The organism is Stenotrophomonas genospecies 3, from assembly GCF_054473855.1.
Map to the genome: position 1 here is coordinate 296536 of NZ_JBTMUR010000004.1, position 24988 is coordinate 321523.

Genomic DNA, 24988 nt, shown 5'->3' on the forward strand with positions numbered 1-24988 from the left:
CTGCCTTTGGTAGGTGCCAACCTTGGTTGGCACATTCCTTCAGTGCGCGACCGGGCATCGGTGCGGACCAGGGTCCGCACCCTCCAGAAGCGATCCAGAGCCATCAGAGGTTCTCGGCGCCTGCCTGGACCTGCCTTTGGTAGGTGCCAACCCTGGTTGGCACATTCCTTCAGCGCACGACCGGGCATCGGTGCGGACCAAGGTCCGCACCCACCAGAAGCGATCCACAGCCATCAGAGGTTCTTGGCGGCGGCCTGGACCTGCCTTTGGTAGGTGCCAACCTTGGTTGGCACATTCCTTCAGCGCGCGACCGGGCATCAGTGCGGACCAGGGTCCGCACCCACCAGGAGCGGTCCACACCCACCTGAGGCGGTCCACACCCACCTGAGGCGGTTTACGCGCCGCCAGCAAACCCGTGCTGCCGCCATGCTTCGTACATCACCACCGCAACGGTGTTGGAAAGATTGAGGCTGCGGTTGTCCGGCCGCATCGGCAGGCGCAGGCGGCGGCCATCGGGCAAGGCATCGAGCACGTCCTGCGGCAGGCCGCGGCTTTCCGGGCCGAACAGGAAGGCATCACCATCTTCAAACGCCACGCTGTCGTAGCGCACGCTGGCCCGGGTACTCAGTGCGAACAAGCGCTTCGGTGCGATCCGCGCCAGCGCGGTGTCCAGGTCGGGGTGGACCTGCAGGCGCGAGTACTCGTGGTAGTCCAGGCCGGCGCGCTTGAGCTGCTTGTCTTCCAGTGCGAAGCCGAGCGGCTCGACCAGGTGCAGCTGCGCGCCGGTGTTGGCGCAGAGCCGGATCACATTGCCCGTGTTGGGCGGGATTTCCGGTTGGAACAGGATCACATGGAACTGGGGCGCGGCATTCATCGGCGCAGTGTACCTGCGACGACCGCCGCCTTTACGGCGCACGCCCTGCGCTGGGCAGGGCGGCACCGCTTACGGGCGCAGCAGGACCTGGGCGGTTTCGGTGGCCAGGGCCTGCAGGTCGGCGGCGCTCGGGCGCACCTGCAGGGCCGGCAGGTTGACGATGACCGAGTTGGCGACGTTGGTGGCGGCAGCAGCCAGGGTGGCGGCGTAGCGCTGGGCTTCCATTTCGGCGGCCAGGGCGACGCGCTGTTCCAGGCTCGGGCGCACTTCCACCGAGGCCAGGGTGGTGATCGGCATCGCGGCAGCAACCGGGGCGGCAACGTAGCCATTGCGCTCGGCCAGCTGGTCGGCGCTCGGGCGCACTTCCACGGTGGCCAGGGTCGGGATGCCGCTGGCCTGTTCCCAGGCCTGCTGGGCCAGCTGGTCGGCGGCCGGGCGGACCTGCACGGTGGCCAGGGTCTGGATGGATTCGGAGGCCTGCACCGACGAAACAACCGCGGTGCCGGCGATCAGTGCGATGGCGATGGCAATGGTCTTGGCGTTCATGACGGGGCCTGTTTAGTGTTGGTGATCAGTGGTGTGGTAGTAATGTAGTACACCGATTCTGGGCTTGCAAGGAAAATTTTCGGTTTCCTGCATTTGTTCAGTCTTCAGTCAGCTTTCATCTGAAGCCCTTCCTGGCGCAGGAAGTACCAAGCAATCCCCGTGCCAACTTTTAGTTGTTGATTTGCAAGAGTTTTTGTTCGGTCGAGAAGTGTCCGGTAGGCGGACACCTGTCCATTCGATGTGCTGCGGACACTGTCCGGACGGTCCTGGCGGGCGCTTGTGACCGGTCAGGCAGCGCAGATCGGCGCTGCGGATGGGGCACAGGGGCAAACACCCCCAGTGACTGCTGGCCGATTCCTGCCGCTGCGTGCGCAGGCTAGGATCGGGGTTCACCTATGTGACCAAGGATCCGGATATGTCTCTCGCCCTTCGCCCGCGCGCTGCACTGCTGGCCGTCGCCCTCAGCACCGCCCTGGGCACGCTTGTGCCTTCCCATGCGCTGGCGGCCAAGCCGACCGCACCGGCCAAGGTCGATATCCCGTATGAGCAGTTCACCCTGCCCAACGGCCTGCGCGTGATCGTGCATACCGATCGCAAGGCGCCGATCGTCGCCGTCAACGTCTGGTACCACGTGGGCAGCAAGGACGAACCGGCAGGCCGTACCGGCTTCGCGCACCTGTTCGAACACCTGATGTTCCAGGGCAGCGAAAACCACGACGGCGAATTCTTCGAACCGTTCAAGCAGGTCGGTGCCACCAACCAGAACGGCACCACCAATACCGACCGCACCAACTACTTCGAGAACGTGCCCACCACCGCGCTGGACATGGCGCTGTGGATGGAGTCGGACCGCATGGGCCATCTGGTCGGTGCGATCGACCAGGCGGCGCTGGACGAGCAGCGTGGCGTGGTGCAGAACGAGAAGCGCCAGGGCGAGAACCAGCCGTACGGTCAGGCCTGGGACCAGCTCAACAAGGCGCTGTACCCGGTAGGCCACCCGTATCACCACGGCGTGATCGGTTCGATGAACGATCTGAACGCGGCGTCGCTGGATGACGTGAAGACCTGGTTCCGCACCTGGTACGGCCCGAACAATGCGGTGCTGGTGCTGGCCGGCGACATCGACCTGGCCACTGCCAAGGAAAAGGTCGGCAAGTACTTCGGCAGCATCCCGGCCGGCCCGACCATGGCGCAGCCGGCAGTGAACGTGGCCAAGCGCAGCGCCGACACGCGCGAGACGATGACCGACAAGGTGCCGCAGGCGCGCATCTACCGCGCCTGGAACGTGCCGCAGGTCGGCACCACCGATGTCGATCAGCTGCAGCTGTTCGCGCAGGTCCTGGGCGGCGCCAAGTCCTCGCGCCTGAGCCAGCGCCTGCAGCACCAGGACAAACTGGTGGACAGCATCGCCTCGGGCCTTTCGACCTCGCAGCTGGGTTCGAACTTCGTGATCATGGCGACGGTCAAGCAGGGCCAGGACCCGGCCAAGGTCGAGAAGATCATCGACGAGGAACTGGACCGCCTGATCAAGCAGGGCCCGACCGCGGCCGAGCTGGAGCGCGCCAAGACCGGTGCCCGCGCCGGCTTCATCCGCGGCATCGAGCGCATCGGCGGCTTTGGTGGCAAGGCCGACGCACTGGCCGAGTGCGCGGTGTTCACCGGCGACCCGGGCTGCTTCCGCACCTCGCTGGCCAACATCGAGAAGGCCAGTGCCGCTGATCTGAGCCGGCTGGGTGCGCAGTGGCTGGACAAGGGCAGCCACACCCTGGTGATCGCACCGGGTGAGCGTGTGGCGCTGAAGGAAGACCCGAGCCAGGCGCCGAAGCCGTTCAACGTTCCTGCGGTGGATCCCAAGTACAGCACGCTGCCCGAGCAGGTCGACCGCAAGGCCGGCGTACCGCAGACCCGCGAGTTCCCGCAGCTGAAGTTCCCGGCGCTGCAGCGCGCCACGCTGAAGAACGGCACCCAGGTGATCCTGGCCGAGCGCCACGAGATTCCGGTGGTGCAGTTCAGCTACCAGTTCCCGGGTGGCTTCAGCGCCGACCAGGGCCGCAAGCCGGGCACCGCCAACTTCACCATGAGCCTGATGACCGAAGGCGCCGGCAAGCTCGGCTCGCTGGCCTTCGCCGATGCTGCTGACGCACTGGGCGCCAGCCTGGATGCCTCGGCCGGCCTGGACTCCATGAGCGTGGACCTGTCGGCGCTGAAGGAAAACCTGGCACCGTCGCTGGCGCTGTATCGGGACCTGCTGCGCGAACCGCGCTTCGAGCAGGGTGAGATCGACCGGGTCAAGGCGAGCTGGATTGCCGGCATCCAGCAGGAGAAGGTCAACCCGGGTGCGGTGGCGATGCGCGTGCTGCCGCCGCTGCTGTACGGCAAGGGCCACCCGTATGCCATTCCGTTCACCGGCAGCGGTGACGAAGCAGCGATCAACGGCCTGACCCGCGAAGACCTGGTCGACTTCCACCGCGACTGGCTGCGCCCGCAGAACGGAACCCTGATCGTGGTCGGTGACACCACCCTGGGCGAGATCGTGCCGCTGCTGGACAAGCAGCTGGGCGACTGGAAGGCTGCCGGCGACGCCCCGCAGGTGAAGGCCGCCACCGACGTGGCATTGCCGAAGGGCCCGCGCGTGTTCCTGATCGACCAGCCGGGTGCGGTGCAGGCCAACCTGTTCGCCGGCCAGGTGGTGGCGCCGTCCAGCGCCGCCAGTTCGACCCGCTTCGATATCGCCAACGGCGTGATCGGCGGCGACTTCACCTCGCGCCTGAACATGAACCTGCGTGAGGACAAGCACTGGTCGTACGGTGCGCGCAGCAGCGCGATCAACTCGGTGGGCCAGCGCCCGTGGATGGCCAGCGCGCCGGTGCAGATCGACAAGACCGGCCCGGCGATGGCGGAAATGCGCAAGGAAATCGCCGCGTTCGCCGATGGCAGCAAGCCGGCCACCGCCGCCGAGGTCAACCGCATCCGCAACATCCAGACCCTGAGCCTGCCCGGTGCCTACGAGACCGCCAGCGCGGTCGCCTCGACCATCGGTTCGATCGTGCAGTTCAAGCGTCCGGACGACTACGTGCTGCGCCGCAAGGCCGAGATCGAGGCGATGACCCCGGCACAGGTGCAGCAGGCCGCCGCCGAGATCAAGCCGCAGGCGCTGACCTGGGTGGTGGTGGGTGACCTCAAGCAGACCGAAGCGGCCGTGCGCGCGCTGAACCTGGGCGAGGTGACCGTGATCGATGCCGAAGGCAATCCGGTCAAGAAGTAAGGCAATACCCGGCCCGCCATGGGGCGGGCCGGCTCCTCCGGTAGTGCCGGCCGCTGGCCGGCAACCTTGCCGTGGTAGTGCCGGCCGCTGGCCGGCAACTCCGTGACCCGAAGGCGGGGTCAGGCTCCCCTGCGGGGGATCTGACCTCACCCACCGGCTACCCTCGATTCAGGCTGTTCAGGCAGAATCCCCCCATACCCTTCCAGGATCTGCCCATGCGCGTTCTGCTGCTTTCCTCCCTGCTGCTCACCGTCACCGCCTGTACCTGGGTGCCGATCGAACCGGCCGGCAAGGCGACCCGCGTGCTGCCGGCAGGCCCGGTTCCCGCTGGCTGCATCGCCAAGGGCGAGGTGGTGGTCACCGTGAAGAGCAAGGTCGGCTTCTACAACCGCAACCCGCTGCGTGTGCAGGAAGAGCTGGAAACCCTGGCCCGCAACGAGGCCCCGAGCGCAGGCGCCAATGCCGTGCAGGCCGCCGCCGCTCCGGCCGATGGCAGCCAGCGCTTCGCCGCTTTCCAATGCCCGCCGCGCTGAACGCTTCACCATACGGCCAAGCCTGAATTCGTAAAGATGCGGTGAAGGCCCCGGGGGTTATAGAATAGCGCCCCCTTTTGCCTGAGCCTTGGCGCTAACCTCGATGCTCTTCAAGAATGTCTCGATCGCCGGCCTGGCACACGTTGATGCGCCGCACACGCTGACGACCAAGGAAATCAACGAGCGGCTGCAGCCGACGTTGGATCGCCTCGGTATCCGCACCGACGTGCTCGGCGATATCGCCGGCATCCATGCCCGCCGCCTGTGGGACAACGGCGTGCTTGCGTCCGATGCCGCCACCATGGCCGGCCGCAAGGCGCTGGAAGACGCGGGCATCGATGCAACGCAGGTCGGCCTGCTGGTCAACACCTCGGTCAGCCGCGACTACCTGGAGCCGTCCACGGCCTCCATCGTGTCGGGCAACCTCGGCGTCAGCGACGAGTGCATGACCTTCGACGTCGCCAATGCCTGCCTGGCCTTCATCAACGGCATGGATATCGCGGCGCGCATGATCGAGCGCGGCGACATCGACTACGCGCTGGTGGTGGATGGCGAGACCGCCAACCTGGTGTACGAGAAGACCCTGGAGCGGATGACCGCCCCGGACGTCACCGCCGACGACTTCCGCAACGAGCTGGCCGCCCTGACCACGGGTTCGGGCGCCGCCGCGATGGTGATGGCGCGCTCGGAACTTGTGCCGGATGCGCCGCGCTACAAGGGTGGCGTGACCCGCTCGGCCACCGAGTGGAACCAGCTGTGCCTGGGCAACCTGGACCGCATGGTCACCGATACCCGACTGCTGCTGATCGAAGGCATCAAGCTGGCGCAGAAGACCTTCACCGCCGCCAAGATCGCCTTGGGCTGGGCCGTGGAAGAGCTGGACCAGTTCGTCATCCACCAGGTCAGCCAGCCGCACACCGCTGCGTTCATCAAGAACTTCGGCATCGACCCGAAGAAGGTCATGACCATCTTCGGCGAGCACGGCAACATCGGTCCGGCCTCGGTGCCGATCGTGCTGAGCAAGCTCAAGCAGCTGGGCAAGCTGAAGAAGGGCGATCGCATCGCGCTGCTCGGCATCGGCTCGGGCCTGAACTGCTCGATGGCTGAAGTGGTCTGGTAAAAAAAGTCACCGCTGACCTGCTGCACGATGGGCAGCGATGATTTTTCCAAGTGTCCAGGGGCCGGTTCTACCGGCCCTTTCTACAGGTGCGATTCGATGTCCCAGCTTCCCGGTTACCCCGCCCACCCGCAGCGCTTCGAGGTCCGCCCCGGCCTGTCGATGAACTATCTCGACGAAGGCCCGCGCGATGGCGAAGTGGTGGTGATGGTGCACGGCAACCCGTCGTGGAGCTATTACTGGCGCACGCTGGTGGCCGGCCTGTCGGACACGTACCGCTGCATCGTGCCGGATCACATCGGCATGGGCCTGTCGGACAAGCCCGATGACAGCCGCTACGAGTACACGCTGCAGTCGCGCGTGGACGACCTTGATGCGCTGCTGAAGCACCTGGGCATCACCGGTCCGGTGACCCTGGCCGTGCACGACTGGGGCGGCATGATCGGCTTCGGCTGGGCGCTGTCGCACCACGACCAGGTGAAGCGCCTGGTGGTGCTCAACACCGCCGCGTTCCCGATGCCGGCAGCGAAGAAGATGCCGTGGCAGATCGCGCTGGGCCGGCACTGGAAGATCGGCGAGTGGATCATCCGCACCTTCAACGCGTTCTCGTCCGGTGCCTCGTGGCTGGGTGTGGAGCGGAAGATGCCGGCCGATGTGCGCCGCGCCTACGTGTTGCCGTACAACAACTACGCCAACCGCATCAGCACCATCCGTTTCATGCAGGACATCCCGCTGTCGCCGGCCGACAAGGCCTGGTCGCTGCTGGAGCGTGCCGGCAAAGCGCTGCCGTCGTTCGCCGACCGCCCGGCCTTCCTCGGCTGGGGCCTGCGCGACTTCGTGTTCGACCACCATTTCCTGAAGGGCTTCCAGGCCGCGCTGCCGCAGGCCCAGGTGCATGCCTTCGAGGACGCCGGCCACTACGTGCTGGAAGACAAGCACGAAGTGCTGGTGCCGGAAATCCGCGCGTTCCTGGACAAGAACCCGATCTGATCGGTTCCCGGGGCGGATCCCGGTAGTGCCGGCCGCTGGCCGGCAACCTCATGAACCCGGCGCGCATAGCGCGCTTGCCGGCCAGCGGCCGGCACTACCACTACGCCGCGATCGGCGCCTGCGGTGACGGGCTGTTGCCGTTGTCGTCCGGGTGGTCGTCGTCGTTGCCCGCTTCGTCGCGCCAGCGCCAGTCGGCCAGGGTCAACGGATCCAGGCCGTAGGCGATGCGCGCCTTGTCGCACTGCGGGCTGGCCTTGCCGTACTCCCACGATGCATCCACCTCACGGCACACGCTGGGCCGGTTGGGGTGGATCGTGCAGCGTGAATACACGCCGATCTGCGCATCCAGCGCCACGCAGCGCACCGGCTTGGAGTGGGTGCCGCGCATGCACAGGCGATGCGGGTCCAGCACCTCGGTCAGCTGGTGCGGTACGCCGCCGGGGGTGACCTCGTCTGATTCCATCCAGTGGAAGGCCACGCGGTATTGGGTGCAGCAGGCGCCGCAGGTCATGCAGGGATGTTGCATGGGCAAGCCGCCTCGGGCGGCAGTCGGAATCAGGAACGAGGGTGCGGATTTTCCACGAAGTTGGCCGCCGCGCAAGAAATTCCGTAAGCGGCGACAATGAACGGATGAACCGACCCTGCAACATTGCCGCCCGTTTGCCTGAACTGGCGCGTGAACGGCCCGACCAGATCGCCATCCGCTGCCCGGGCCGCCGTGGCGCCGGCAACGGCATGGCCGCCTACGACGTGACCCTGGATTACCGCCAGCTGGACGCCCGCAGCGACGCCATGGCGGCTGGCCTGGCAGGCTACGGGATCGGTCGCGGGGTGCGCACGGTGGTGATGGTGCGGCCGTCGCCGGAGTTCTTCCTGTTGATGTTTGCCCTGTTCAAACTGGGTGCGGTGCCGGTGCTGGTCGACCCGGGCATCGACAAACGCGCGCTGAAGCAGTGCCTGGATGAGGCGCAGCCGGAGGCTTTCATTGGCATTCCGCTGGCACACGTGGCGCGGTTGGCGCTGCGCTGGGCGCCCTCGGCGACCCGCCTGGTCACCGTCGGCCGCCGCCTCGGCTGGGGCGGGACCACGCTGGCCGCGCTGGAGCGCGCCGGTGCCAACGGGGGGGCGATGCTGGCCGCCACCGATGGCGAGGACATGGCCGCGATCCTGTTCACCAGCGGCTCCACCGGCGTGCCCAAGGGCGTGGTCTACCGCCACCGTCATTTCGTCGGCCAGATCCAGCTGCTGGGCAGTGCCTTTGGCATGGAAGCGGGCGGGGTGGACCTGCCGACCTTCCCGCCGTTTGCCTTGTTCGACCCGGCGCTGGGCCTGACCTCGGTGATCCCGGACATGGACCCGACCCGGCCGGCACAGGCCGACCCGGCACGCCTGCACGATGCCATCCAGCGTTTCGGCGTGACCCAACTGTTTGGCTCGCCTGCGCTGATGCGGGTGCTGGCCCGTCACGGCCGGCCGTTGCCGACGGTGACCCGGGTGACCTCGGCCGGTGCGCCGGTGCCGCCGGATGTGGTCGCCACCATCCGCAGCCTGTTGCCGGCCGATGCGCAGTTCTGGACCCCGTACGGCGCCACCGAGTGCCTGCCGGTGGCGGTGGTGGAAGGCCGCGAGCTGGAGCGCACCCGTGCCGCCACCGAGGCCGGTGCCGGTACCTGCGTGGGCAGCGTGGTTGAACCGAATGAGGTGCGCATCATCGCCATCGATGACGCACCGTTGGCCGACTGGTCGCAGGCGCGCGTGCTGGCCACCGGCGAGGTGGGCGAGATCACCGTGGCCGGACCGACCGCTACCGACAGTTACTTCAACCGCCCGCAGGCCACCGCGGCGGCGAAGATCCGCGAGACGCTGGCCGATGGCAGCACGCGCGTGGTGCATCGCATGGGTGACGTGGGCTACTTCGATGCGCAGGGCCGCCTGTGGTTCTGCGGCCGCAAGACCCATCGCGTGGAAACCGCACAGGGGCCGCTGTACACCGAACAGGTGGAGCCGGTGTTCAACACCGTGCCGGGTGTGGCGCGCACGGCACTGGTTGGCGTTGGCCCGGCGGGTGCGCAGGTGCCGGTGCTGTGCGTGGAACTGCAGCGTGGCCAGAGCGACAGCCCGGCGTTGCGCGAGGCGCTGCGCGCCCAGGCCACCCTGCGATTGCCCGAGGCGAACCTGCAGCACGTACTGATGCACCCCGCGTTCCCCGTCGATATCCGTCACAACGCCAAGATCGGCCGCGAGAAGCTCGCCGTCTGGGCCAGCGCCGAACTGGAGAAGCGCGCATGAAGATCCTGGTCACCGGTGGTGGTGGTTTCCTTGGCCAGGCGCTGTGCCGTGGGCTGGTCGAACGTGGCCACCAGGTGCTGGCGTTCAACCGCAGCCACTACCCGGAACTGCAGGCCATGGGCGTGGGCCAGATCCGTGGCGATCTGGCCGATGCGCAGGCCGTGCTGCATGCAGTGGCCGGCGTCGATGCGGTGTTCCATAACGGCGCCAAGGCCGGCGCCTGGGGCAGCTATGACAGCTACCACCAGGCCAACGTGGTCGGCACCGACAACGTGATCGCCGCCTGCCGCGCGCACGGCATCAGCCGGCTGGTCTACACCTCCACGCCCAGCGTGACCCACCGCGCGACCCACCCGGTGGAAGGCCTGGGGGCTGATGAGGTGCCGTACGGCGAGGATTTCCAGGCACCGTATGCGGCGACCAAGGCGATTGCCGAACAGCGCGTGCTGGCGGCCAATGACGCCTCGTTGGCGACGGTGGCGCTGCGCCCGCGCCTGATCTGGGGCCCGGGCGATCAGCAACTGGTGCCACGCCTGGCAGAACGTGCGCGGCAGGGCCGCCTGCGTCTGGTGGGCGATGGCAACAACAAGGTGGATACCACTTACATCGACAACGCCGCGCTCGCGCATTTCCTCGCCTTCGAAGCGTTGGCACCGGGTGCCGCGTGTGCGGGCAAGGCCTACTTCATTTCCAACGGCGAACCGCTGCCCATGCGCGAGCTGGTCAACAAGCTGCTGTCCGCGGTGGGGGCACCAACGGTGGACAAGGCGATCAGCTTCAAGACCGCTTATCGCATCGGTGCGGTCTGCGAGCGGCTGTGGCCGCTGCTGCGCCTGCGTGGCGAGCCGCCGCTGACCCGCTTCCTGGCCGAGCAGCTGTGCACGCCGCACTGGTACAGCATGGAGCCGGCGCGCCGTGACTTCGGCTACGTGCCGCAGGTCAGCATTGAAGAAGGGCTGCGCAGGCTGAAGGCTTCATCTGCCGCATAGGTCGCCATCACTGGTTGCACACCGCCAGATCGGGAGGATGGACCCACGCCATCCAACGGCCCGGACATCTGCGAGGAGCACCATGCTGCATTACGCCGTTATTTTCTTCGTCATCGCCATCATCGCTGCCGTGCTCGGCTTCTCCGGCATCGCCGGTGCCGCCAGCAACATCGCCTGGATCCTGTTCGTTGTGTTCCTGGTACTGGCAGTGATTTCGATGTTCCGCAAGCGCGGCTAGAAGACCGCAGGGTAGTGCCGGCCGCTGGCCGGCACGCCCTTTTTGTAGCGTCGAGCCATGCTCGACTCTACAGAGACACAGAGCGCCCCTACACGGCGCTGTGCAATCCGCGATCAGCTTCATGGCGCTCCAGCGCCAGTTCGATCAGGCGCGTGATCAGCGTGGTGTAGTCCACACCGCTGGCGCCCCACAGCTTCGGGTACATGCTGATGCGGGTGAAGCCCGGCAGCGTGTTGACCTCGTTGATGACGATCTCGCCGTCTGCGGTGAGGAACACATCCACGCGCGCCATGCCCGCACACTCCAGCGCCTGGTAGGCCCGCAGCGCGATCTGCTGGATACGCGCCTGGGTTGCAGCATCGATATCCGCCGGCACGACCACCTCGGCGCCATCCTCGTTGATGTACTTGGTGTCGTAGGCGTAGAACTCGTCGTGCACCACCACCTCGCCGCACAGGCTGGCCTGCGGCTGTTCATTGCCCAGCACCGCGCACTCGATCTCACGGCCGACCACCGCCGATTCGACCAGCACCTTGTGGTCGTAGCGCAGCGCCAATGCCAGTGCCGCGGCGAAGCCCGCTGCATCCTTGACCTTGCTCACACCCACCGACGAACCCTGGTTTGCCGGCTTCACGAACAGCGGCAGGCCGAGCTGCGCGATCACCGCATCGACATCGACGTCAGCGGCCTGGTGACGTCGGATGCACAGCCACGGCGCCACCTGCAGGCCAGCGTCGCGCAACAGGCGCTTGGTCACGTCCTTGTCCATCGCCACCGCCGAGCCCAGTACCGGAGAACCGACGAAAGGCAGGTTGGCCATGCGCAGCAGCCCCTGCAGCGCACCGTCCTCGCCCAGCGGCCCGTGCACGATCGGTAGCACCACATCGATCTGGCCCAGCGCGCTGGCCGCATCGGAGGGCTGCAGCTGTGCCTGTTCCACACCCGGGCGCACCGCCAGCGACGTACCGGACCGATGCAGCGCGATGCGCGACGGATCATCGGCATTGATCAGGAAGGTATCCGGCTGGCTCAGATGCCACTGGCCCTGCTTGTCGATACCGACCAGCACCGGCTCGAAGCGCTCGCGATCAAGCGCATCGAGGATGTTCTTCGCCGACTGCAGCGAAACTTCGTGCTCGGAGGACTTGCCCCCGAAGATGATGCCGACCCGGGTCCGTGCCATGGTGTTGCGATGTCCTGTGCGTTGCGTGGCCGTACAGCATGAACCTTCCATTGCCGCACAGGTGAGGCACAGATGAACCGCCTGACGGCCGGCTCGAGTAGCGGCCAACCCTGGTTGGCACCCCCGGAAATCCAGCGCCGACCAAGGTCGGCATCCACCAACGCGAGATGCCATCAGCATTGGGTCAGAGCCCGTTGCGCAGCAACGGGATCCGACCCCAGTCGTTCCGGCAGATCGCAGGAACCTGTCGAAGGCGGGGTGGGTCCGGTTGCGGGGGCGTGAGCCGCATGGGCCCGAGGCATGCCTCGGGCGGGTTGGGCAGGACGCCCAACCCCGGTCTTGCCGTGTGCGCAGGACAGCGCACACGAGCATGCGGCGACCGAGCTTACATGGGTGAGGGCGCTTTGCTTGCGAAGCACTGCTTCGCAAGCGCCCGAACGCACAGCCGCCAGCGGCTGGGCCGGGCCCCGGAGGGGGACTTGCAGCGGCCCCCGCAACCGGCCCCATCCCGCCTACCCACGGAATGCCCGCTGTTGCTTCGGCTGTTGCCGTTGCCGTTGCTGTTGCATCTGCGGGTGCCGGGCGGCAGCCCGGCCCAAGCCCCCCACCCACGCAGGTAGAATGCGCACATGGCTCTCTCCCTGCTCAAGTCCCTCAAGCCGGTCGCTGGCCGCGCCCTGCAGATCGCCCTGAACCGCGCGCTGGCGCTGGATCCGGATACCCGCCATGCACTGGCCAGCCTCGACGGCCGGCACATCGACCTGACCCTGGAAGCGCCGTCGCTGGCCATGCGCATCAGCGTCGACGGTGATGCACTGCGGGTCGGCCCGGTGGACGCGCAGGAAGCCGACCTGGCCGTGCGCAGCAGCCTGGCCGGCGTGCTGGCGCAGCTGCCGCTGCTGGCCAACGCACGGCGCGGCGACAACAACGGCAAGGGTCGCGTGCGCGTGGCCGGTGATGCCGAACTGGCGCGTCGCCTGCAGCAGCTGGCCAAGGGCTTCGATCCTGACTGGCAGCAGCCGTTCGTCAGCGTGTTCGGCGAAGTGCTGGGCGTGCAGGTGGCCAACACCCTGCGCAGCGCCCTGCAGCATGCGCGCCAGGGCGCGATCGACCTGGCCCACAGCGCCGCCGAGTTCATCACCGAGGAATCGCGTGACGTGGTGCCGCGCGCCGAGCTGGATGCCTTCCACGACGATGTGGACGTGCTGCGCGATGACGTCGAACGCCTCGGTGCCCGTGTGCAGCGTCTGCGGGGTGCCGCATGAAGGCCGTGCTGCGTGCCAGCCGCATCGGCCGGGTGATCCTGCGTTACCGCCTCGACGACCTGTTGCAGGGCACTCCCGCCGAGCGCTGGCTGCGCCTGGCCAAGCCGTTCGTGCCGCGCGCCTCGGCCGACATCGCTGCTCAGTCGCGCGGTGCACGCCTGCGCCTGGCACTGCAGGATCTGGGCCCGATCTTCGTCAAGTTCGGCCAGATCCTGTCCACCCGCCGCGACCTGGTGCCGCCGGATGTGGCCAATGAACTGACCCTGCTGCAGGACCGGGTCAAGCCGTTCGATGGTGAGACCGCGCGTCGCATCGTCGAGGAAGCGCTGGGCCTGCCGGTCAGCGAAGCCTTCGCCAGCTTCGATACCGAACCGCTGGCCTCGGCCTCGATCGCGCAGGTGCACGCAGCCACGCTGGCCGATGGCCGCCAGGTGGTGGTCAAGGTGCTGCGCCCGGGCATCGAGAAGCAGATCGACGCCGATATCGCGTTGCTCAATTCGCTGGCTGCCCTGGTCGAGCGCACCCACCCGCGCGCCGACAAGATCCGCCCGCGCGAAGTGGTGGCCGAAGTCGAGAACACCCTGGCTGCCGAGCTGGACCTGCAGCGCGAAGGCGCCAATGCCAGCGTGCTGCGCCGCTTCTGGGAAAACAGCGACGATCTGTACGTGCCGGAAGTGATCTGGAGCCACACCGCCGAGCGGGCACTGACCCTGGAACGCGTGTGGGGCATCCCGTCCGATGACATCGCCGCACTGGACAAGGCCGGCATCGACCGCAAGGCGCTGGCCGCCAAGGGCGTGCGGGTGTTCTACACCCAGGTGTTCCGCGACAACTTCTTCCACGCCGATGCGCACGCCGGCAACATCTGGGTCGACACCGATCCGGCGCGCCGCGCCAACCCGCGTTTCATCGCGCTGGACTTCGGCATCATGGGCCAGCTCTCGCAGGAAGATCAGTACTACCTGGCCGAGAACTTCATGGCCATCTTCAACCGCGATTACCGCCGCATCGCCGAACTGCACGTGCAGGCGCGCTGGATGCCGGACAACGTGCGCATCGATGACCTCGAAGCCGCCGTGCGTTCGGTGTGCGAGCCGTACTTCACCCGGCCGCTGTCGCAGATCTCGCTGGCCGAAGTGCTGATGAAGCTGTTCCGCGTGGCCCAGCGTTACCAGCTGACCCTGCAGCCGCAGCTGATCCTGCTGCAGAAGACCCTGCTGAACATCGAAGGCGTCGGCCGCCAGCTCGACCCGCAGATCGACATCTGGGCGGTGGCCAAGCCGGTGCTGGCGAAGATCCTGCGCGAGCGTTACAGCCCGCGCCGGGTGGTACGCGAAATCGGCAAGCGCCTACCGGAAATCATGACCCATGCGCCGGACATGCCGCGCCTGGTGCACGCCTGGCTGACCCAGCAGGTGGAAGGCCGCCACGAACTGTCGATGCGTTCGCGCGACCTGGCCGCACTGGATGCCAGCGTGCAGCGCCTGCAGAAGCATGCGGTCGGCGCGATCACCGGTGTCGGCCTGCTGGCCATCGCTGCACTGATGTATGTGCTGCAGCCGCCGGGCTGGTACTGGGGCGACGTGCCGGCGTGGAGCTGGCTGTCCGGTGCGGTCGGCGCAGTGGCGCTGCTGCGCGCGTGGTGGAAGTAGGCCCCATGCTGCAGACACTCAAGGACAAACTGATCCGCTTCGGCGCCGACAACGACGCACGCGAAAGCGAGCGCGGCCGACGCATGCTCAACATCACGCCCGACACCGGTGAATTCCTGTCGGTGCTGGTGCGCTTCGGCAACGCTCGCCGGGTGCTGGAAATCGGTACGTCCAACGGCTATTCCACGCTGTGGCTGGCCGAGGCAGCCACAGCCATCGACGGCCACGTGACCACGCTGGAGTACGCCGACGACAAGGTGGCGATGGCGCGAGCCACGTTTGCACGGAGTGGCCTGGGTGATCGCATCAGCCTGGTCCATGGCGATGCCGGGCTCTGGCTGGCGCAGGCCGCCGATGCCTGCATCGACCTGCTGTTCCTCGATTCGGACCGCGGGCAGTACGCCGGCTGGTGGCCGCAGATGCGCCGCGTGCTGCGTCCCGGTGGCCTGCTGGTGGTGGACAACGCCACCTCGCATGCGGAAGAGATGCAACCGCTGCGCGTGCTGCTGGACGCTGATCCGGACTTCAGCACCAGCCTGGTGCCGGTGGGCAATGGCGAGCTGCTGGCCGTGCGCAGCGCCTGACCGCTCTACAGGTAGGTGCCAACCTTGGTTGGCACGCGGTTGCCGGCCGCTGGTCGGCAACCGCAGCCATCCGACTGCCCGGAGACAGCCGGCCAGCGGCCGGCTCTACCCCATTCAGTGCCCAGCCCCGATAATCCTGCCGTGAGCACCGAACCCGATACCCTCGCCGCGGTCGAGACCGACACCCCGCCCCTGCAGCTGCTGCACCTGGATGAGCGCCTGGCCGTGGTCAACAAGCCTGCCGGGCTGATGGTCCACGACAGCAAGCTGGCCCGTGGCGAAGACGACTTCCTGGCCGACCGCCTGCGCGAGCAGCTGGGCCGCCCGATCTTCCTCGTGCATCGCCTGGACCGGGCCACCAGTGGCTGCCTGCTGCTGGCCTTCGACCGCGATACCGCCAGTGCGCTGGGCAAGGCCCTGATGGGCGGCGAAGTGCTGAAGGACTACCTGACGATCTGCCGGGGCTGGCCGGCCGAGCTCACCTGGCAGGTCGATCATGATCTGGACGGCGGCCCGGGCAAGCCGGTGAAAAAGCCGGCGATCACCGACTTCCAGCGCCTGGCCACCGGCGAGCTGTCGGTGCCGGTCGGTGAATTCACCAGCTCGCGCTACGCACTGCTGCGCTGCCAGCCGCAGACCGGACGCTTCCGGCAGATCCGCCGGCACCTCAAGCACCTCTCGCATCACATGATCGGCGACACCAGCCACGGCGATGGCCGCCACAACCGCATCTTCCGCATGCAGGGCGTGCACCGCATGCTGCTGCACGCCGAGCGCCTGCGCTTCCCGCATCCGGACGGTGGCACGGTGGACGTGCGTGCGCCGTTGGACGGCGGGTTCCAGAAGGCGCTGGACCTGTTCGGTTGGCAGGTGGATACCGATTGACGGTAGTGCCGGCCACTGGCCGGCATCTGCGTGATTCCAGATGTAATGGGGAGCCGGCCAGCGGCCGGCACTACCTCATTTCTTTTCCGGCTCGTTGACGATCGCTTCCAGATCCTTCTGCAGGTCCGCAAACAGCGGCTGCATGCGCGCCTGGATCGCGACCATCACGTTCTGCATCAGCGCCGGGGTCTTGTCCAGCAGGCTCTGGCCGGCCGCGCTCTCGTAGAACTCGGCCATCGCCAGCACGTCTTCCTTGCTGAAGGTCTTTTTGTACAGGTCCACGTACATCGGCCGCAGCTGCTGCCACGACAGGGCCTGGCGCAGGGTCTGGCTGGTCCGCGCCTGGATCCGCTTCAGCTGTTCCTGCTGCTGGGCATTGAGCTGGCGCTGTGCGGCTACCTGCTGGAACTGCTGCTGCTGCATCGCCTCGATCTGCGGCAGCATGGTGTCGATCATGCTCTGCGCGCGTGACGCCGACAGCAGGCGGTTGATGTCGCCATCGGTCGGCGGCGCGGCCAGGGCCGGAACGCTGGCCACGGCCAGCGCCAGCAGCAGGGCGGCGCGGCGCAGCAGGGACGGCAGGGCGGGTGCGGTGCGGGTCATGCGGGGCTTCCTGCAGTACATGGGACGGCCAGCATACCCGCAGCCAAGGCGAAGGCGGCGTGTTCGGTACCTGATCGGCGGCATACGGGGCGCGATGCCGCACTCCGGTGCGTGGCTGCCGCTACAATGCGCGGATGGGCAGTGGACCGGTCACCATCAGCGCGCAGCTTGAAATCCCCGACGGCGAGATCGTCGAGCGGTTCGTGCGTGCCAGTGGCGCCGGTGGCCAGAACGTCAACAAGGTCTCCACCGCGGTGGAACTACGTTTCGATGTGGCCAACTCGCCCTCGTTGCCCGAACCGTTGCGCGCGCGCCTGCTGGCGCGGCGTGACCGGCGCATGACCGGCGAAGGCGTGCTGGTCATCGACGCGCAACGTTTCCGGACCCAGGATCGCAATCGCGAGGATGCGCGCGATCGGCTGGCGGCCTTCATCCAGGCCGGGCTGAGCGTGCCCAAGCCGCGCAAGGCCACCAAGCCGACCCTCGGGTCGAAACTGCGTCGTCTGGACGCCAAACGCGGGCGCGCGCAGATCAAGCGCGGGCGCTCATCACGTGACTGGGAGTGATTGCTTGAACAACCCGACTTCGTTGCTGCCGGCCGTGCCGCCGCAGATGCCGCAGGTCAAACCCAACGCCTTCCTGCGCTGGCTGGCGCGCTGCACCCTGCGCATGGGCGGCTGGAAGGTGGCCGGTACCCTGCCCGACATCCCCAGGCTGGTCTTCATCATCGCCCCGCATTCGTCCAACTGGGATGGCCTGTGGGGCATGGCCGCGAAGATCGCGCTGGGCATGAAGGTGAAGGTGCTGGGCAAGGCATCGCTGTTCTGGTGGCCGCTCGGCCCGCTGCTGCACAAGCTGGGCGTGATCCCGCTGGACCGCAGCTCGCCGCAGGGCACCGTCGGCCAGGCCGTGGACCTGCTGCGCAACAACGAGAAGATGTGGTTCGCCATCACGCCCGAGGGCACCCGCAAGGCCGTGAAGGACTGGAAGGCCGGCTTCCTGAAGATCGCGCGGATGGCCGACGTGCCGATCCTGGCCGCGTATTTCCACTACCCGGAGAAGACCATCGGCATCGGCCCGCTGTTCACGCCGACCGGCGATGACGCCGCCGACATGGCCGCCATCCGCGAGTTCTACCGGCCCTGGATCGGCAAGACCCGCGGTACGGTCTGAGCCGGCCGCAGGCCGCCGCATAGACGCCACGTCCGGCACATGCCGGGCGAGCGCGACAGGAGTAGGGTGGAGGGCTGGTATCCCATACCGTCTGCCCAAGGAGCGTTTTACATGTCGCGTACCGTAGTCCTGGCCGCCGCCATCAGCCTGGCGCTGGCGGCCTGTTCCGGCAAGGAGTCCACCCCCGTGTCCGATGCCCAGAAAGCCCCGGCCCAGCAGCCGGCCGAAGCCTCCACCAATCCGCTGCTGAGCGCCAGCACGCTGCCGTTCCAGGCGCCGCAGTTCGACAAGATCAAGGACAGCGACTACCTGCCGGCGTTCGAAGAAGGCATGCGCCAGCACCTGGCCGACGTGCGCAAGATCGCTGACAGCAGCGAGCCGGCCACCTTCGACAACACCATCGTGGCGATGGAGCGCAGCGGCGAGACGCTGAACCGCGTGTCGCGCATCTTCTTCGGCCTGGTCCAGGCCGATACCAACGATGCGCGCCAGAAGATCCAGGAAGACGTGGCGCCGAAGCTGGCCGCGCACCAGGACGAGATCAACCTCGATCCGAAGCTGTTCGCGCGCGTGAAGTCGCTGTACGACCAGCGTGACACGCTGGAGCTGGACCCGGTGCAGAAGCGCCTGGTCGAGCACTACTACGACGGTCTGGTGCGCGCCGGTGCGCAGCTGTCCGACGCCGACAAGGCCACCCTGCGCAAGCTCAACGTGGAAGAGACCACCCTTTCCACCCAGTTCCATACCCGCCTGGTGGCCGCCACCGCCGCTGCGGCCGTCGTTGTCGACGACAAGGCCAAGCTGGCCGGCCTGGACGAGGACGCGATCAACAACGCCGCCAACGCTGCCAAGGACCGCAAGCTGGATGGCAAGTTCCTGCTGCCGCTGCAGAACACCACCCAGCAGCCGGTGCTCGGCTCGCTGAGCGACCGCGACCAGCGTGCCGCCGTGCTGAAGGCTTCGGAAACCCGCGCCGAGCGTGGCGATGCCAACGACACCCGGCAGACCGTGCAGCGCCTGGCCCAGCTGCGTGCGCAGAAGGCCAAGCTGCTCGGCTTTGACACCTTCGCCGACTACCAGCTGGGCGACCAGATGGCCAAGACCCCGGCTGCCGCGCTCAAGCTGCTGACCGACACCGTGCCGGCCGCCACCGCCAAGGCCCGCGCAGAGGCCGGCGAGATCCAGAAGGTGATCGACGCGCAGAAGGGTGGTTTCCAGGTCGCTGCTTCGGACTGGGACTTCTACGCTGAGCAGGTCCGCAAGGCCAAGTACGATCTGGACGAGTCGCAGATCAAGCCGTACTTCGAACTGGACAACGTGCTGCAGAACGGCGTCTTCTACGCCGCTACCCAGCTGTACGGCATCACCTTCAAGCCGCGTACCGACATTCCGACCTACAACCCGGACATGAAGGTGTATGAAGTGTTCGACAAGGACGGCACCTCGCTGGCCCTGTTCTACACCGACTACTTCAAGCGTGACAGCAAGTCCGGCGGCGCCTGGATGGACGTGTTCGTCGAGCAGGACGGCCTGACCGGTGCCAAGCCGGTGGTCTACAACGTCTGCAACTTCACCAAGCCGGCCGCCGGCCAGCCTGCGCTGATCAGCTTCGACGACGTGACCACGATGTTCCATGAGTTCGGCCATGCGCTGCACGGCATGTTCTCGAACGTGAAGTACCCGTCGATCGCCGGTACCGCCACCTCGCGTGATTTCGTCGAGTTCCCGTCGCAGTTCAACGAGCACTGGGCGCTGGATCCGAAGGTGTTCGCCAACTACGCCAAGCACTACAAGACCGGCGAGGCGATGCCGCAGGAACTGGTCGACAAGATCCTCAAGGCACGCAGCTTCAACCAGGGTTATGCGACCACCGAGTACCTGTCGGCCGCGCTGCTGGACCTGGCCTGGCATACGCAGAAGGCCGATGCGCCGCTGCAGGATGTCGGCGCCTTTGAAGCCGGTGCGCTGAAGAAGTTCAAGGTCGACCTGCCGCAGGTGCCGCCGCGTTACCGCACCACCTACTTCGACCACATCTGGGGTGGTGGTTACTCGGCCGGTTACTACGCCTACTTCTGGGCCGAAGTGCTGGACCATGACGCCTACCAGTGGTTCACCGAACACGGTGGCCTGACGGCGGCCAATGGCCAGGAGTTCCGCGACAAGATCCTCTCGCGCGGCAACAGCGTGGAGCTGTCGACCCTGTACCGCGATTTCCGCGGCAAGGACCCGTCGGTGGAACCGCTGCTGAAGTTCCGCGGGCTGAAATAAGAAAGCGAAAACGGCGGGGGGAACCCCGCCGTTTTTCTTTGTGTAGCGTCGAGCTTGCTCGACGGTCTTTCCACGAAAAGCCAGTCGAGCAAGCTCGACTCTACACAAGCGGCTTACGTCCCCACGTGCACCCGGTTCGCCTGCTCGGCCAGGCCCAGGTGATCCAGCGCGATATCCAGCGCCAGCACATAACTCTGCGCGCCATACCCAGCAGCGATGCCCAGCCGCTGACCGACACCCGCCGGCAGGCACGGCTCGGCCACCGCGCCGTCGTCATGCACTTCCACGTAGGCGTTGTGCAGGTACGGCAGCAGGCGCTGCAGGCGCAGGCTGTTGGCACACGCACCCGGATCCAGCAGGGTCACCTCGCCGCGGCTGTGGTCAGCCACGCGCAGCGCGTCCAGCAGTTCCTGTTCCGAACCACAGGCACGGATCGCCACGCTGGTACCGGCGTCGATCGCGCGATGCACCAGTGACTTCAGGACCGGTGCCGGCAGCGGCATCGCGGTGCGGATCAGGGCACCGGCCGCTTCCGGGCCACGGATGATGAAGATCGACATGGCTCAGCCCTCCTGTGCCAGACGGCGGCCGACAATGGCCAGCGACAATGGATACCCGGCCTGCTGGCTGCGCTGGTCCACCACCACCGCGGCGGGGCCATGCTGCAGGCGCAGGCGCGCATCCAGGCCGGGCTCGCTGGGGGCCTGCAGCTCGATGTACTGCGCCGGCAGCCGTTCCAGCGCCGCCTGCAGCGCGCCACCTTCGGCCTGCCATTGCGCCTCGTCGGCGGCGCCGACATCCAGCAGTACCCAGTCGGCCGAGCGCGCCTGCGGCTGGCACAGGCACTGGCGCACTTCGGACAGGCTGGCGCAGTCGCTGCACAGCACGCGATGGCCGCTCAGCTGCGCCGGCAGCTGCGGGCGCGGCGCCGACGAAGACGCGTGGCGGATCACCAGGAGGGTCATACAACACCTTGCGGAATGCGCCCTGTGGCGCGGTGGGCACACGATGCGCGTGCTGCCCGTAAAGGTGCGATGCCCGCGGCCGGGCCGGCGCGTAAAACCTGCGTAACCCGTATTGTAGAGCCGAGCCCATGCTCGGCTGCCGTTACGTAGAGTCGAGCTTGCTCGACTGCTCTGCGCCTCAGTCGAGCAAGCTCGACGCTACAAGAGCAAGCCGAGCATGGGCTCGGCTCTACAGGTTCCAGGCGCGGGAACCTCCTGCGCCCGCATGTGGTCTGATACCGCTACCAACCACCCGGAGCCTGTCATGGATGCTGTTGCCCGTCCTCCCTTTTCCGAACGCGCGCTGGCCTGGCTGAAGAAGGAGGCGCTGCCGCTGCTGGTGATGCTTGGCCTGCTCGCCGCCGCCCGCGATACCCTCGCCAACCACTACGTGGTGCCCAGCGGCTCGATGCAGCCGACCCTGCAGCCCGGCGATCGGGTGGTGGTGGACATGCGCGCCTATGGCCTGCGCCTGCCGTTCACCGGCAAGGAACTGATGTCGACCGGCGTTCCGCAGCGCGGTGAAGTGGCGGTGTTCGATTCACCGGCCGACGGCACCCGCCTGATCAAGCGCGTGGCTGCAGTGGCCGGTGATCATGTGCAGCTGCGCGAAGGCCATCTGAGCATCAACGGCCAGCCGCTGCAGATTGCCGACCTGCAGGACGTGGAGGCCTTCGGCGACCGCCATGCCAGCCTCGACCTGGACATGGGCGGCGGCCCGGACATCGCTGACCTGGTGGTGCCGGACGGCAAGGTACTGGTGCTGGGTGACCACCGTGGCAACAGCTTCGACGGTCGCTTCTTCGGCTTCGTTGACGCCGACAAGCTCTACGGCCGCGCCGTGGCGGTGTACTACCGTCGTGGCGACGGTTTCGAGTGGCAGCGTCTGTAAGCTGAATTGATACTTCTTATGTATCAATCCTGACCTATCAGGTTATGGATCGACTGGATGGACGGGCCTAGTCTGAGGCCCGTTCCCTCCCACGCTTGGCCGCCCCACCGGCCCATCGATCCCATGACTGGCGAAACCGCGGCGGCAGTCGAACGCCGCCCCCCCACTGTCGATCCCATCGCCGAGACCCGCATCCAGCAGGGCACACCGGCCTTCCGCCGCACCGCGCTGGCGCTGTTCCTGGCCGGTTTCTCCACCTTCGGCCTGCTCTACACGGTGCAGCCGCTGCTGCCGGAGTTCAGCCGTCATTTCGGTGTGTCCGCCGCCGGCAGCGCGATGTCGCTGTCGTTGACCACCGGCACGCTGGCGGTGGCGATGCTGCTGGCCGGCCTGCTGTCCGATGCGGTCGGCCGCCGTCCTTTGATGATCGTCGCGCTGTTGGCCTCGGCCACGCTGTCGCTGTGCACGGCGCTGGTGGATGACTGGACCACGCTGCTGGTGCTGCGCACGCTGCTCGGCCTGGCGTTGAGCGGCGTGCCGGCAGTGGCGATGACGTACCTGGTCGAGGAAATGGACAGCCGCGCGCTGGGCCTGGCGATGGGCCTGTACATCGGCGGCAACGCCATCGGTGGCATGAGCGGGCGCCTGCTGGCCGGCATCATCGCCGACCACTGGGGCTGGCGCTGGGGCATCGGCGTCGTCTCGATCATCGCCATCGCCAGTACCGTCCTGCTCTGGCTGCAGCTGCCGCCGTCGCGCCACTTCCACCCGCGCCGCGATGGCCTGCGCCAATTGCCGTCGCGCTGGCGCACGCTGTTCGCCGACCCGGGCCTGCCGTGGCTGTTCGCTACCTCGTTCGTGCTGATGGGCGTGTTCGTCACCCTCTACAACTACCTCGGCTATCACCTGCTGGCGCCGCCGTACCACCTCAGCCAGACCGTGGTGGGGCTGATCTTCAGCGTATACCTGGTTGGTACCTTCAGTTCGGCGTGGATGGGCCAGCAGGCCACGCGCTACGGGCGCGGTCGCATCCTGTCGATCTCGTTCGCACTGATTGGTGCCGGCATCGTGCTGTTGGCGATGCCGTGGCTGAGCACGATGGCACTCGGTATCGCGCTGGTGACGTTCGGCTTCTTCGGCGGTCACTCGGTGGCCAGCAGCTGGGTCGGCAGCCGCGCCGGTGCGATGCGCGCCGAAGCGTCGGCGCTGTACCTGTTCGCCTACTACCTGGGTTCGAGCGTGCTCGGTGGTGTGGGCGGCCTGGCCTATGCAGCGTGGGACTGGCTGGGTGTGTGCCTGTTCGCCGCCGTGCTGACCCTGATCGGCGGTGGCATCGTCTGGGCGCTGCAGCAGCGCGCCCCTCAGCCGGTGACGGCGTGAACCTGCTCTGGTAGATGCCGACCTTGGTCGGCGCCGTGGCCGTGGGCCAACCAAGGTTGGCCGCTACCGGGTGAGTTGCGCCTCACCCTTCCGCGAACGCCTCACGCAGCAGCCCAGCAAAATTGCGGATCAGCGGCGTCACACCCTCGCGGTGCCACGCCAGCTGCACTTCCGAATGCGCCCCGGCATCGGCCAGCGCCACGAAGCGCGCGCCTTCCACCCGGATGTGATCACAGGACGACGGCAGGATCGCCGCACCGAGACCGGCAGCGGCCAGACTGATCAGCGTCGATGCCTCGCCCGCCTCCTGCACGATGCGCGGGGTGAATCCCGCCGCCGCACACAGCGCGATCATGTGGTCGTGGATGCCGGCACCGGCACTGCGGCGGAACGCCACGAACGGCTCCTGCGCGAAGTCGCGCAGCGACAGCGTGCCCTGTTTCGACAGTCTGCGCAGGGCAGGGTGATCGGCATGCACGATCAACGCCAGCGGATCGACGAACAGGCTGTGCGCAACCAGTTCCGGCGGCAACGCGCGCTTGCGGATGATGCCCACGTCCAGGCTGCCATCGAGCAGTGCATCGATCTGCTGTAGGGTGTTCATCTCGCTCAGCTGCAGCCGCACCTGCGGATAGCGTTGGCGGTACTGCAGGATTGAACGCGGAATCTGCGGCGACAGCGGCGTGGCGCGGGTCAATCCGATGCGCAGCTCACCCTGCTCACCGCGCTGCGCGCGCTGCACCTCGTCCACCGCCGTTTCCACCTGCTGCACGATGGCGCGTGCACGTTCCTGCAGCAGCTCACCGGCAGGCGTCAGCTGCACACGACGATGGCTGCGCACGAACAGGCGCGCACCGATCAGGTCTTCCAGCTGGCGGATCTGCTGGCTGAGCGGCGGCTGCGACATACCCAGCCGCTCAGCCGCCTGGCCGAAGTGCAGCGTATCGGCAACGGCGAGGAAGTAACGCAGGTGGCGGAGTTCGATGGACATGGGGCCAGTCTAGCCAGACCGGCACCGGGCTTGTCGCCTTCTTCGATCGCTTTTCCGCCAGTCGAGCATGGCTCGACTCTACAAAATCCGGTTTCGATCATTTGCAGCGGGGGTCAGAGCCCATTGCGCAGCAACTGGATCCGACCCCGACAGATCGCGGGAATCTGTCAGAGGCGGGACGGCGTGGGTGGGCAGGACCGTTGGCGCCATGGATGGCGCCATCGAGCCCCCATGGTGAAGTGACCCCCGAGACTTGGACGGGGTCAG

General features: G+C 67.2%; 24 protein-coding genes. 16 read left to right on the forward strand and 8 right to left on the reverse strand.

Features of this window, described 5'->3' with window-relative positions:
* Nucleotides 1-394 precede the first annotated feature (394 nt).
* Together ACX9OT_RS07895 and ACX9OT_RS07900 are read right to left on the reverse strand one after the other, a co-directional pair.
* Nucleotides 395-874 (reverse strand): tRNA (cytidine(34)-2'-O)-methyltransferase, encoded by a 480-nt coding sequence (locus ACX9OT_RS07895; RefSeq protein ID WP_005407625.1) that lies wholly within the window; start codon nucleotides 872-874, stop codon nucleotides 395-397.
* A gap of 69 nt (nucleotides 875-943) precedes the next feature.
* On the reverse strand, nucleotides 944-1420 hold the full coding sequence (locus ACX9OT_RS07900; RefSeq protein WP_032130143.1) for an XAC0231 family protein: 477 nt from the start codon (nucleotides 1418-1420) through the stop codon (nucleotides 944-946).
* Between the two features lie 415 nt (nucleotides 1421-1835).
* Here ACX9OT_RS07900 and ACX9OT_RS07905 point away from each other — a divergent pair, with 415 nt between their 5' ends.
* From ACX9OT_RS07905 to ACX9OT_RS07920, 4 genes are all read left to right on the forward strand, one after another.
* Nucleotides 1836-4685, forward strand: a complete 2850-nt coding sequence (locus ACX9OT_RS07905) for a M16 family metallopeptidase (RefSeq protein ID WP_149909463.1) — start codon at nucleotides 1836-1838, stop codon at nucleotides 4683-4685.
* Nucleotides 4686-4900: 215 nt separating this feature from the next.
* The gene (locus ACX9OT_RS07910) at nucleotides 4901-5218 is read left to right on the forward strand and encodes a DUF4156 domain-containing protein (RefSeq protein WP_005407628.1); all 318 of its coding nucleotides are present in this window, start codon (nucleotides 4901-4903) and stop codon (nucleotides 5216-5218) included.
* 103 nt (nucleotides 5219-5321) lie between these two features.
* Nucleotides 5322-6338 (forward strand): 3-oxoacyl-ACP synthase III, encoded by a 1017-nt coding sequence (locus ACX9OT_RS07915; RefSeq protein ID WP_014035559.1) that lies wholly within the window; start codon nucleotides 5322-5324, stop codon nucleotides 6336-6338.
* Nucleotides 6339-6434: 96 nt separating this feature from the next.
* Nucleotides 6435-7325 (forward strand): alpha/beta fold hydrolase, encoded by an 891-nt coding sequence (locus tag ACX9OT_RS07920; protein ID WP_149909462.1) that lies wholly within the window; start codon nucleotides 6435-6437, stop codon nucleotides 7323-7325.
* Between the two features lie 100 nt (nucleotides 7326-7425).
* On the opposite strand, the gene ACX9OT_RS07925 is transcribed toward ACX9OT_RS07920, so the two are convergent.
* The gene (locus tag ACX9OT_RS07925; protein WP_004135417.1) at nucleotides 7426-7851 is read right to left on the reverse strand and encodes a YkgJ family cysteine cluster protein; all 426 of its coding nucleotides are present in this window, start codon (nucleotides 7849-7851) and stop codon (nucleotides 7426-7428) included.
* A 104-nt stretch (nucleotides 7852-7955) separates the two neighbouring features.
* On the opposite strand from ACX9OT_RS07925, the gene oleC reads away from it, so the two are divergent.
* The 3 genes from oleC to ACX9OT_RS07940 all read left to right on the forward strand — a co-directional run bounded on the left by oleC (nucleotide 7956) and on the right by ACX9OT_RS07940 (nucleotide 10841).
* A complete protein-coding gene (gene oleC, locus ACX9OT_RS07930) occupies nucleotides 7956-9614 on the forward strand; it encodes an olefin beta-lactone synthetase (protein WP_049421105.1) in 1659 nt (552 codons plus the stop codon).
* Nucleotides 9611-10603: a 2-alkyl-3-oxoalkanoate reductase gene (gene oleD / locus ACX9OT_RS07935; RefSeq protein WP_032130147.1), complete on the forward strand. Its 993-nt coding sequence runs from the start codon at nucleotides 9611-9613 to the stop codon at nucleotides 10601-10603. Before oleC ends, oleD begins: the two co-directional genes overlap by 4 nt.
* Nucleotides 10604-10685: 82 nt before the next feature.
* Nucleotides 10686-10841, forward strand: a complete 156-nt coding sequence (locus ACX9OT_RS07940) for a DUF1328 domain-containing protein (protein ID WP_004153593.1) — start codon at nucleotides 10686-10688, stop codon at nucleotides 10839-10841.
* Nucleotides 10842-10929: 88 nt separating this feature from the next.
* Here ACX9OT_RS07940 and ddlA read toward each other — a convergent pair whose 3' ends face one another.
* Nucleotides 10930-12024: a D-alanine--D-alanine ligase gene (ddlA, locus tag ACX9OT_RS07945; protein ID WP_049462577.1), complete on the reverse strand. Its 1095-nt coding sequence runs from the start codon at nucleotides 12022-12024 to the stop codon at nucleotides 10930-10932.
* 629 nt (nucleotides 12025-12653) lie between these two features.
* On the opposite strand from ddlA, the gene ACX9OT_RS07950 reads away from it, so the two are divergent.
* The 4 genes from ACX9OT_RS07950 to ACX9OT_RS07965 all read left to right on the forward strand — a co-directional run bounded on the left by ACX9OT_RS07950 (nucleotide 12654) and on the right by ACX9OT_RS07965 (nucleotide 16410).
* Nucleotides 12654-13289, forward strand: a complete 636-nt coding sequence (locus ACX9OT_RS07950) for a ubiquinone biosynthesis accessory factor UbiJ (RefSeq protein WP_049420999.1) — start codon at nucleotides 12654-12656, stop codon at nucleotides 13287-13289.
* Nucleotides 13286-14941 carry a ubiquinone biosynthesis regulatory protein kinase UbiB gene (ubiB, locus tag ACX9OT_RS07955; RefSeq protein ID WP_110710728.1) on the forward strand — a complete coding sequence of 552 codons (1656 nt, stop codon included), beginning with the start codon at nucleotides 13286-13288 and terminating at the stop codon, nucleotides 14939-14941. The genes ACX9OT_RS07950 and ubiB overlap by 4 nt, the downstream gene beginning before the upstream one ends.
* A gap of 5 nt (nucleotides 14942-14946) precedes the next feature.
* Nucleotides 14947-15525 (forward strand): O-methyltransferase, encoded by a 579-nt coding sequence (locus ACX9OT_RS07960; protein ID WP_149909461.1) that lies wholly within the window; start codon nucleotides 14947-14949, stop codon nucleotides 15523-15525.
* A 117-nt stretch (nucleotides 15526-15642) separates the two neighbouring features.
* A complete protein-coding gene (locus ACX9OT_RS07965; protein WP_414574500.1) occupies nucleotides 15643-16410 on the forward strand; it encodes a pseudouridine synthase in 768 nt (255 codons plus the stop codon).
* 75 nt (nucleotides 16411-16485) lie between these two features.
* Here the strand turns inward: ACX9OT_RS07965 and ACX9OT_RS07970 are convergent, their stop codons facing one another.
* Nucleotides 16486-17013: a DUF2059 domain-containing protein gene (locus ACX9OT_RS07970; protein WP_010487093.1), complete on the reverse strand. Its 528-nt coding sequence runs from the start codon at nucleotides 17011-17013 to the stop codon at nucleotides 16486-16488.
* A 134-nt stretch (nucleotides 17014-17147) separates the two neighbouring features.
* Between ACX9OT_RS07970 and arfB the strand changes: the two genes are divergently transcribed.
* From arfB to dcp, 3 genes are all read left to right on the forward strand, one after another.
* Complete coding sequence (gene arfB, locus ACX9OT_RS07975; RefSeq protein ID WP_032130467.1) at nucleotides 17148-17579, forward strand: alternative ribosome rescue aminoacyl-tRNA hydrolase ArfB; 432 nt, start codon at nucleotides 17148-17150, stop codon at nucleotides 17577-17579.
* Between the two features lie 46 nt (nucleotides 17580-17625).
* Nucleotides 17626-18186, forward strand: coding sequence for a lysophospholipid acyltransferase family protein (locus ACX9OT_RS07980; protein WP_223224735.1), 561 nt, complete (start codon nucleotides 17626-17628; stop codon nucleotides 18184-18186).
* 111 nt (nucleotides 18187-18297) lie between these two features.
* Nucleotides 18298-20454 carry a peptidyl-dipeptidase Dcp gene (gene dcp, locus ACX9OT_RS07985; protein ID WP_149909459.1) on the forward strand — a complete coding sequence of 719 codons (2157 nt, stop codon included), beginning with the start codon at nucleotides 18298-18300 and terminating at the stop codon, nucleotides 20452-20454.
* Between the two features lie 113 nt (nucleotides 20455-20567).
* Here dcp and ACX9OT_RS07990 read toward each other — a convergent pair whose 3' ends face one another.
* Together ACX9OT_RS07990 and ACX9OT_RS07995 are read right to left on the reverse strand one after the other, a co-directional pair.
* Nucleotides 20568-21014, reverse strand: coding sequence for a 3-dehydroquinate dehydratase (locus tag ACX9OT_RS07990; RefSeq protein WP_004153636.1), 447 nt, complete (start codon nucleotides 21012-21014; stop codon nucleotides 20568-20570).
* 3 nt (nucleotides 21015-21017) lie between these two features.
* Nucleotides 21018-21419 (reverse strand): hypothetical protein, encoded by a 402-nt coding sequence (locus tag ACX9OT_RS07995; RefSeq protein WP_049461672.1) that lies wholly within the window; start codon nucleotides 21417-21419, stop codon nucleotides 21018-21020.
* A gap of 304 nt (nucleotides 21420-21723) precedes the next feature.
* Between ACX9OT_RS07995 and lepB the strand changes: the two genes are divergently transcribed.
* Nucleotides 21724-22350 carry a signal peptidase I gene (lepB, locus tag ACX9OT_RS08000; protein WP_049461671.1) on the forward strand — a complete coding sequence of 209 codons (627 nt, stop codon included), beginning with the start codon at nucleotides 21724-21726 and terminating at the stop codon, nucleotides 22348-22350.
* Between the two features lie 123 nt (nucleotides 22351-22473).
* A complete protein-coding gene (locus ACX9OT_RS08005) occupies nucleotides 22474-23730 on the forward strand; it encodes an MFS transporter (RefSeq protein WP_071228781.1) in 1257 nt (418 codons plus the stop codon).
* 82 nt (nucleotides 23731-23812) lie between these two features.
* Here ACX9OT_RS08005 and ACX9OT_RS08010 read toward each other — a convergent pair whose 3' ends face one another.
* On the reverse strand, nucleotides 23813-24721 hold the full coding sequence (locus tag ACX9OT_RS08010; RefSeq protein ID WP_049461669.1) for a LysR family transcriptional regulator: 909 nt from the start codon (nucleotides 24719-24721) through the stop codon (nucleotides 23813-23815).
* Between the last annotated feature and the right edge of the window lie 267 nt (nucleotides 24722-24988).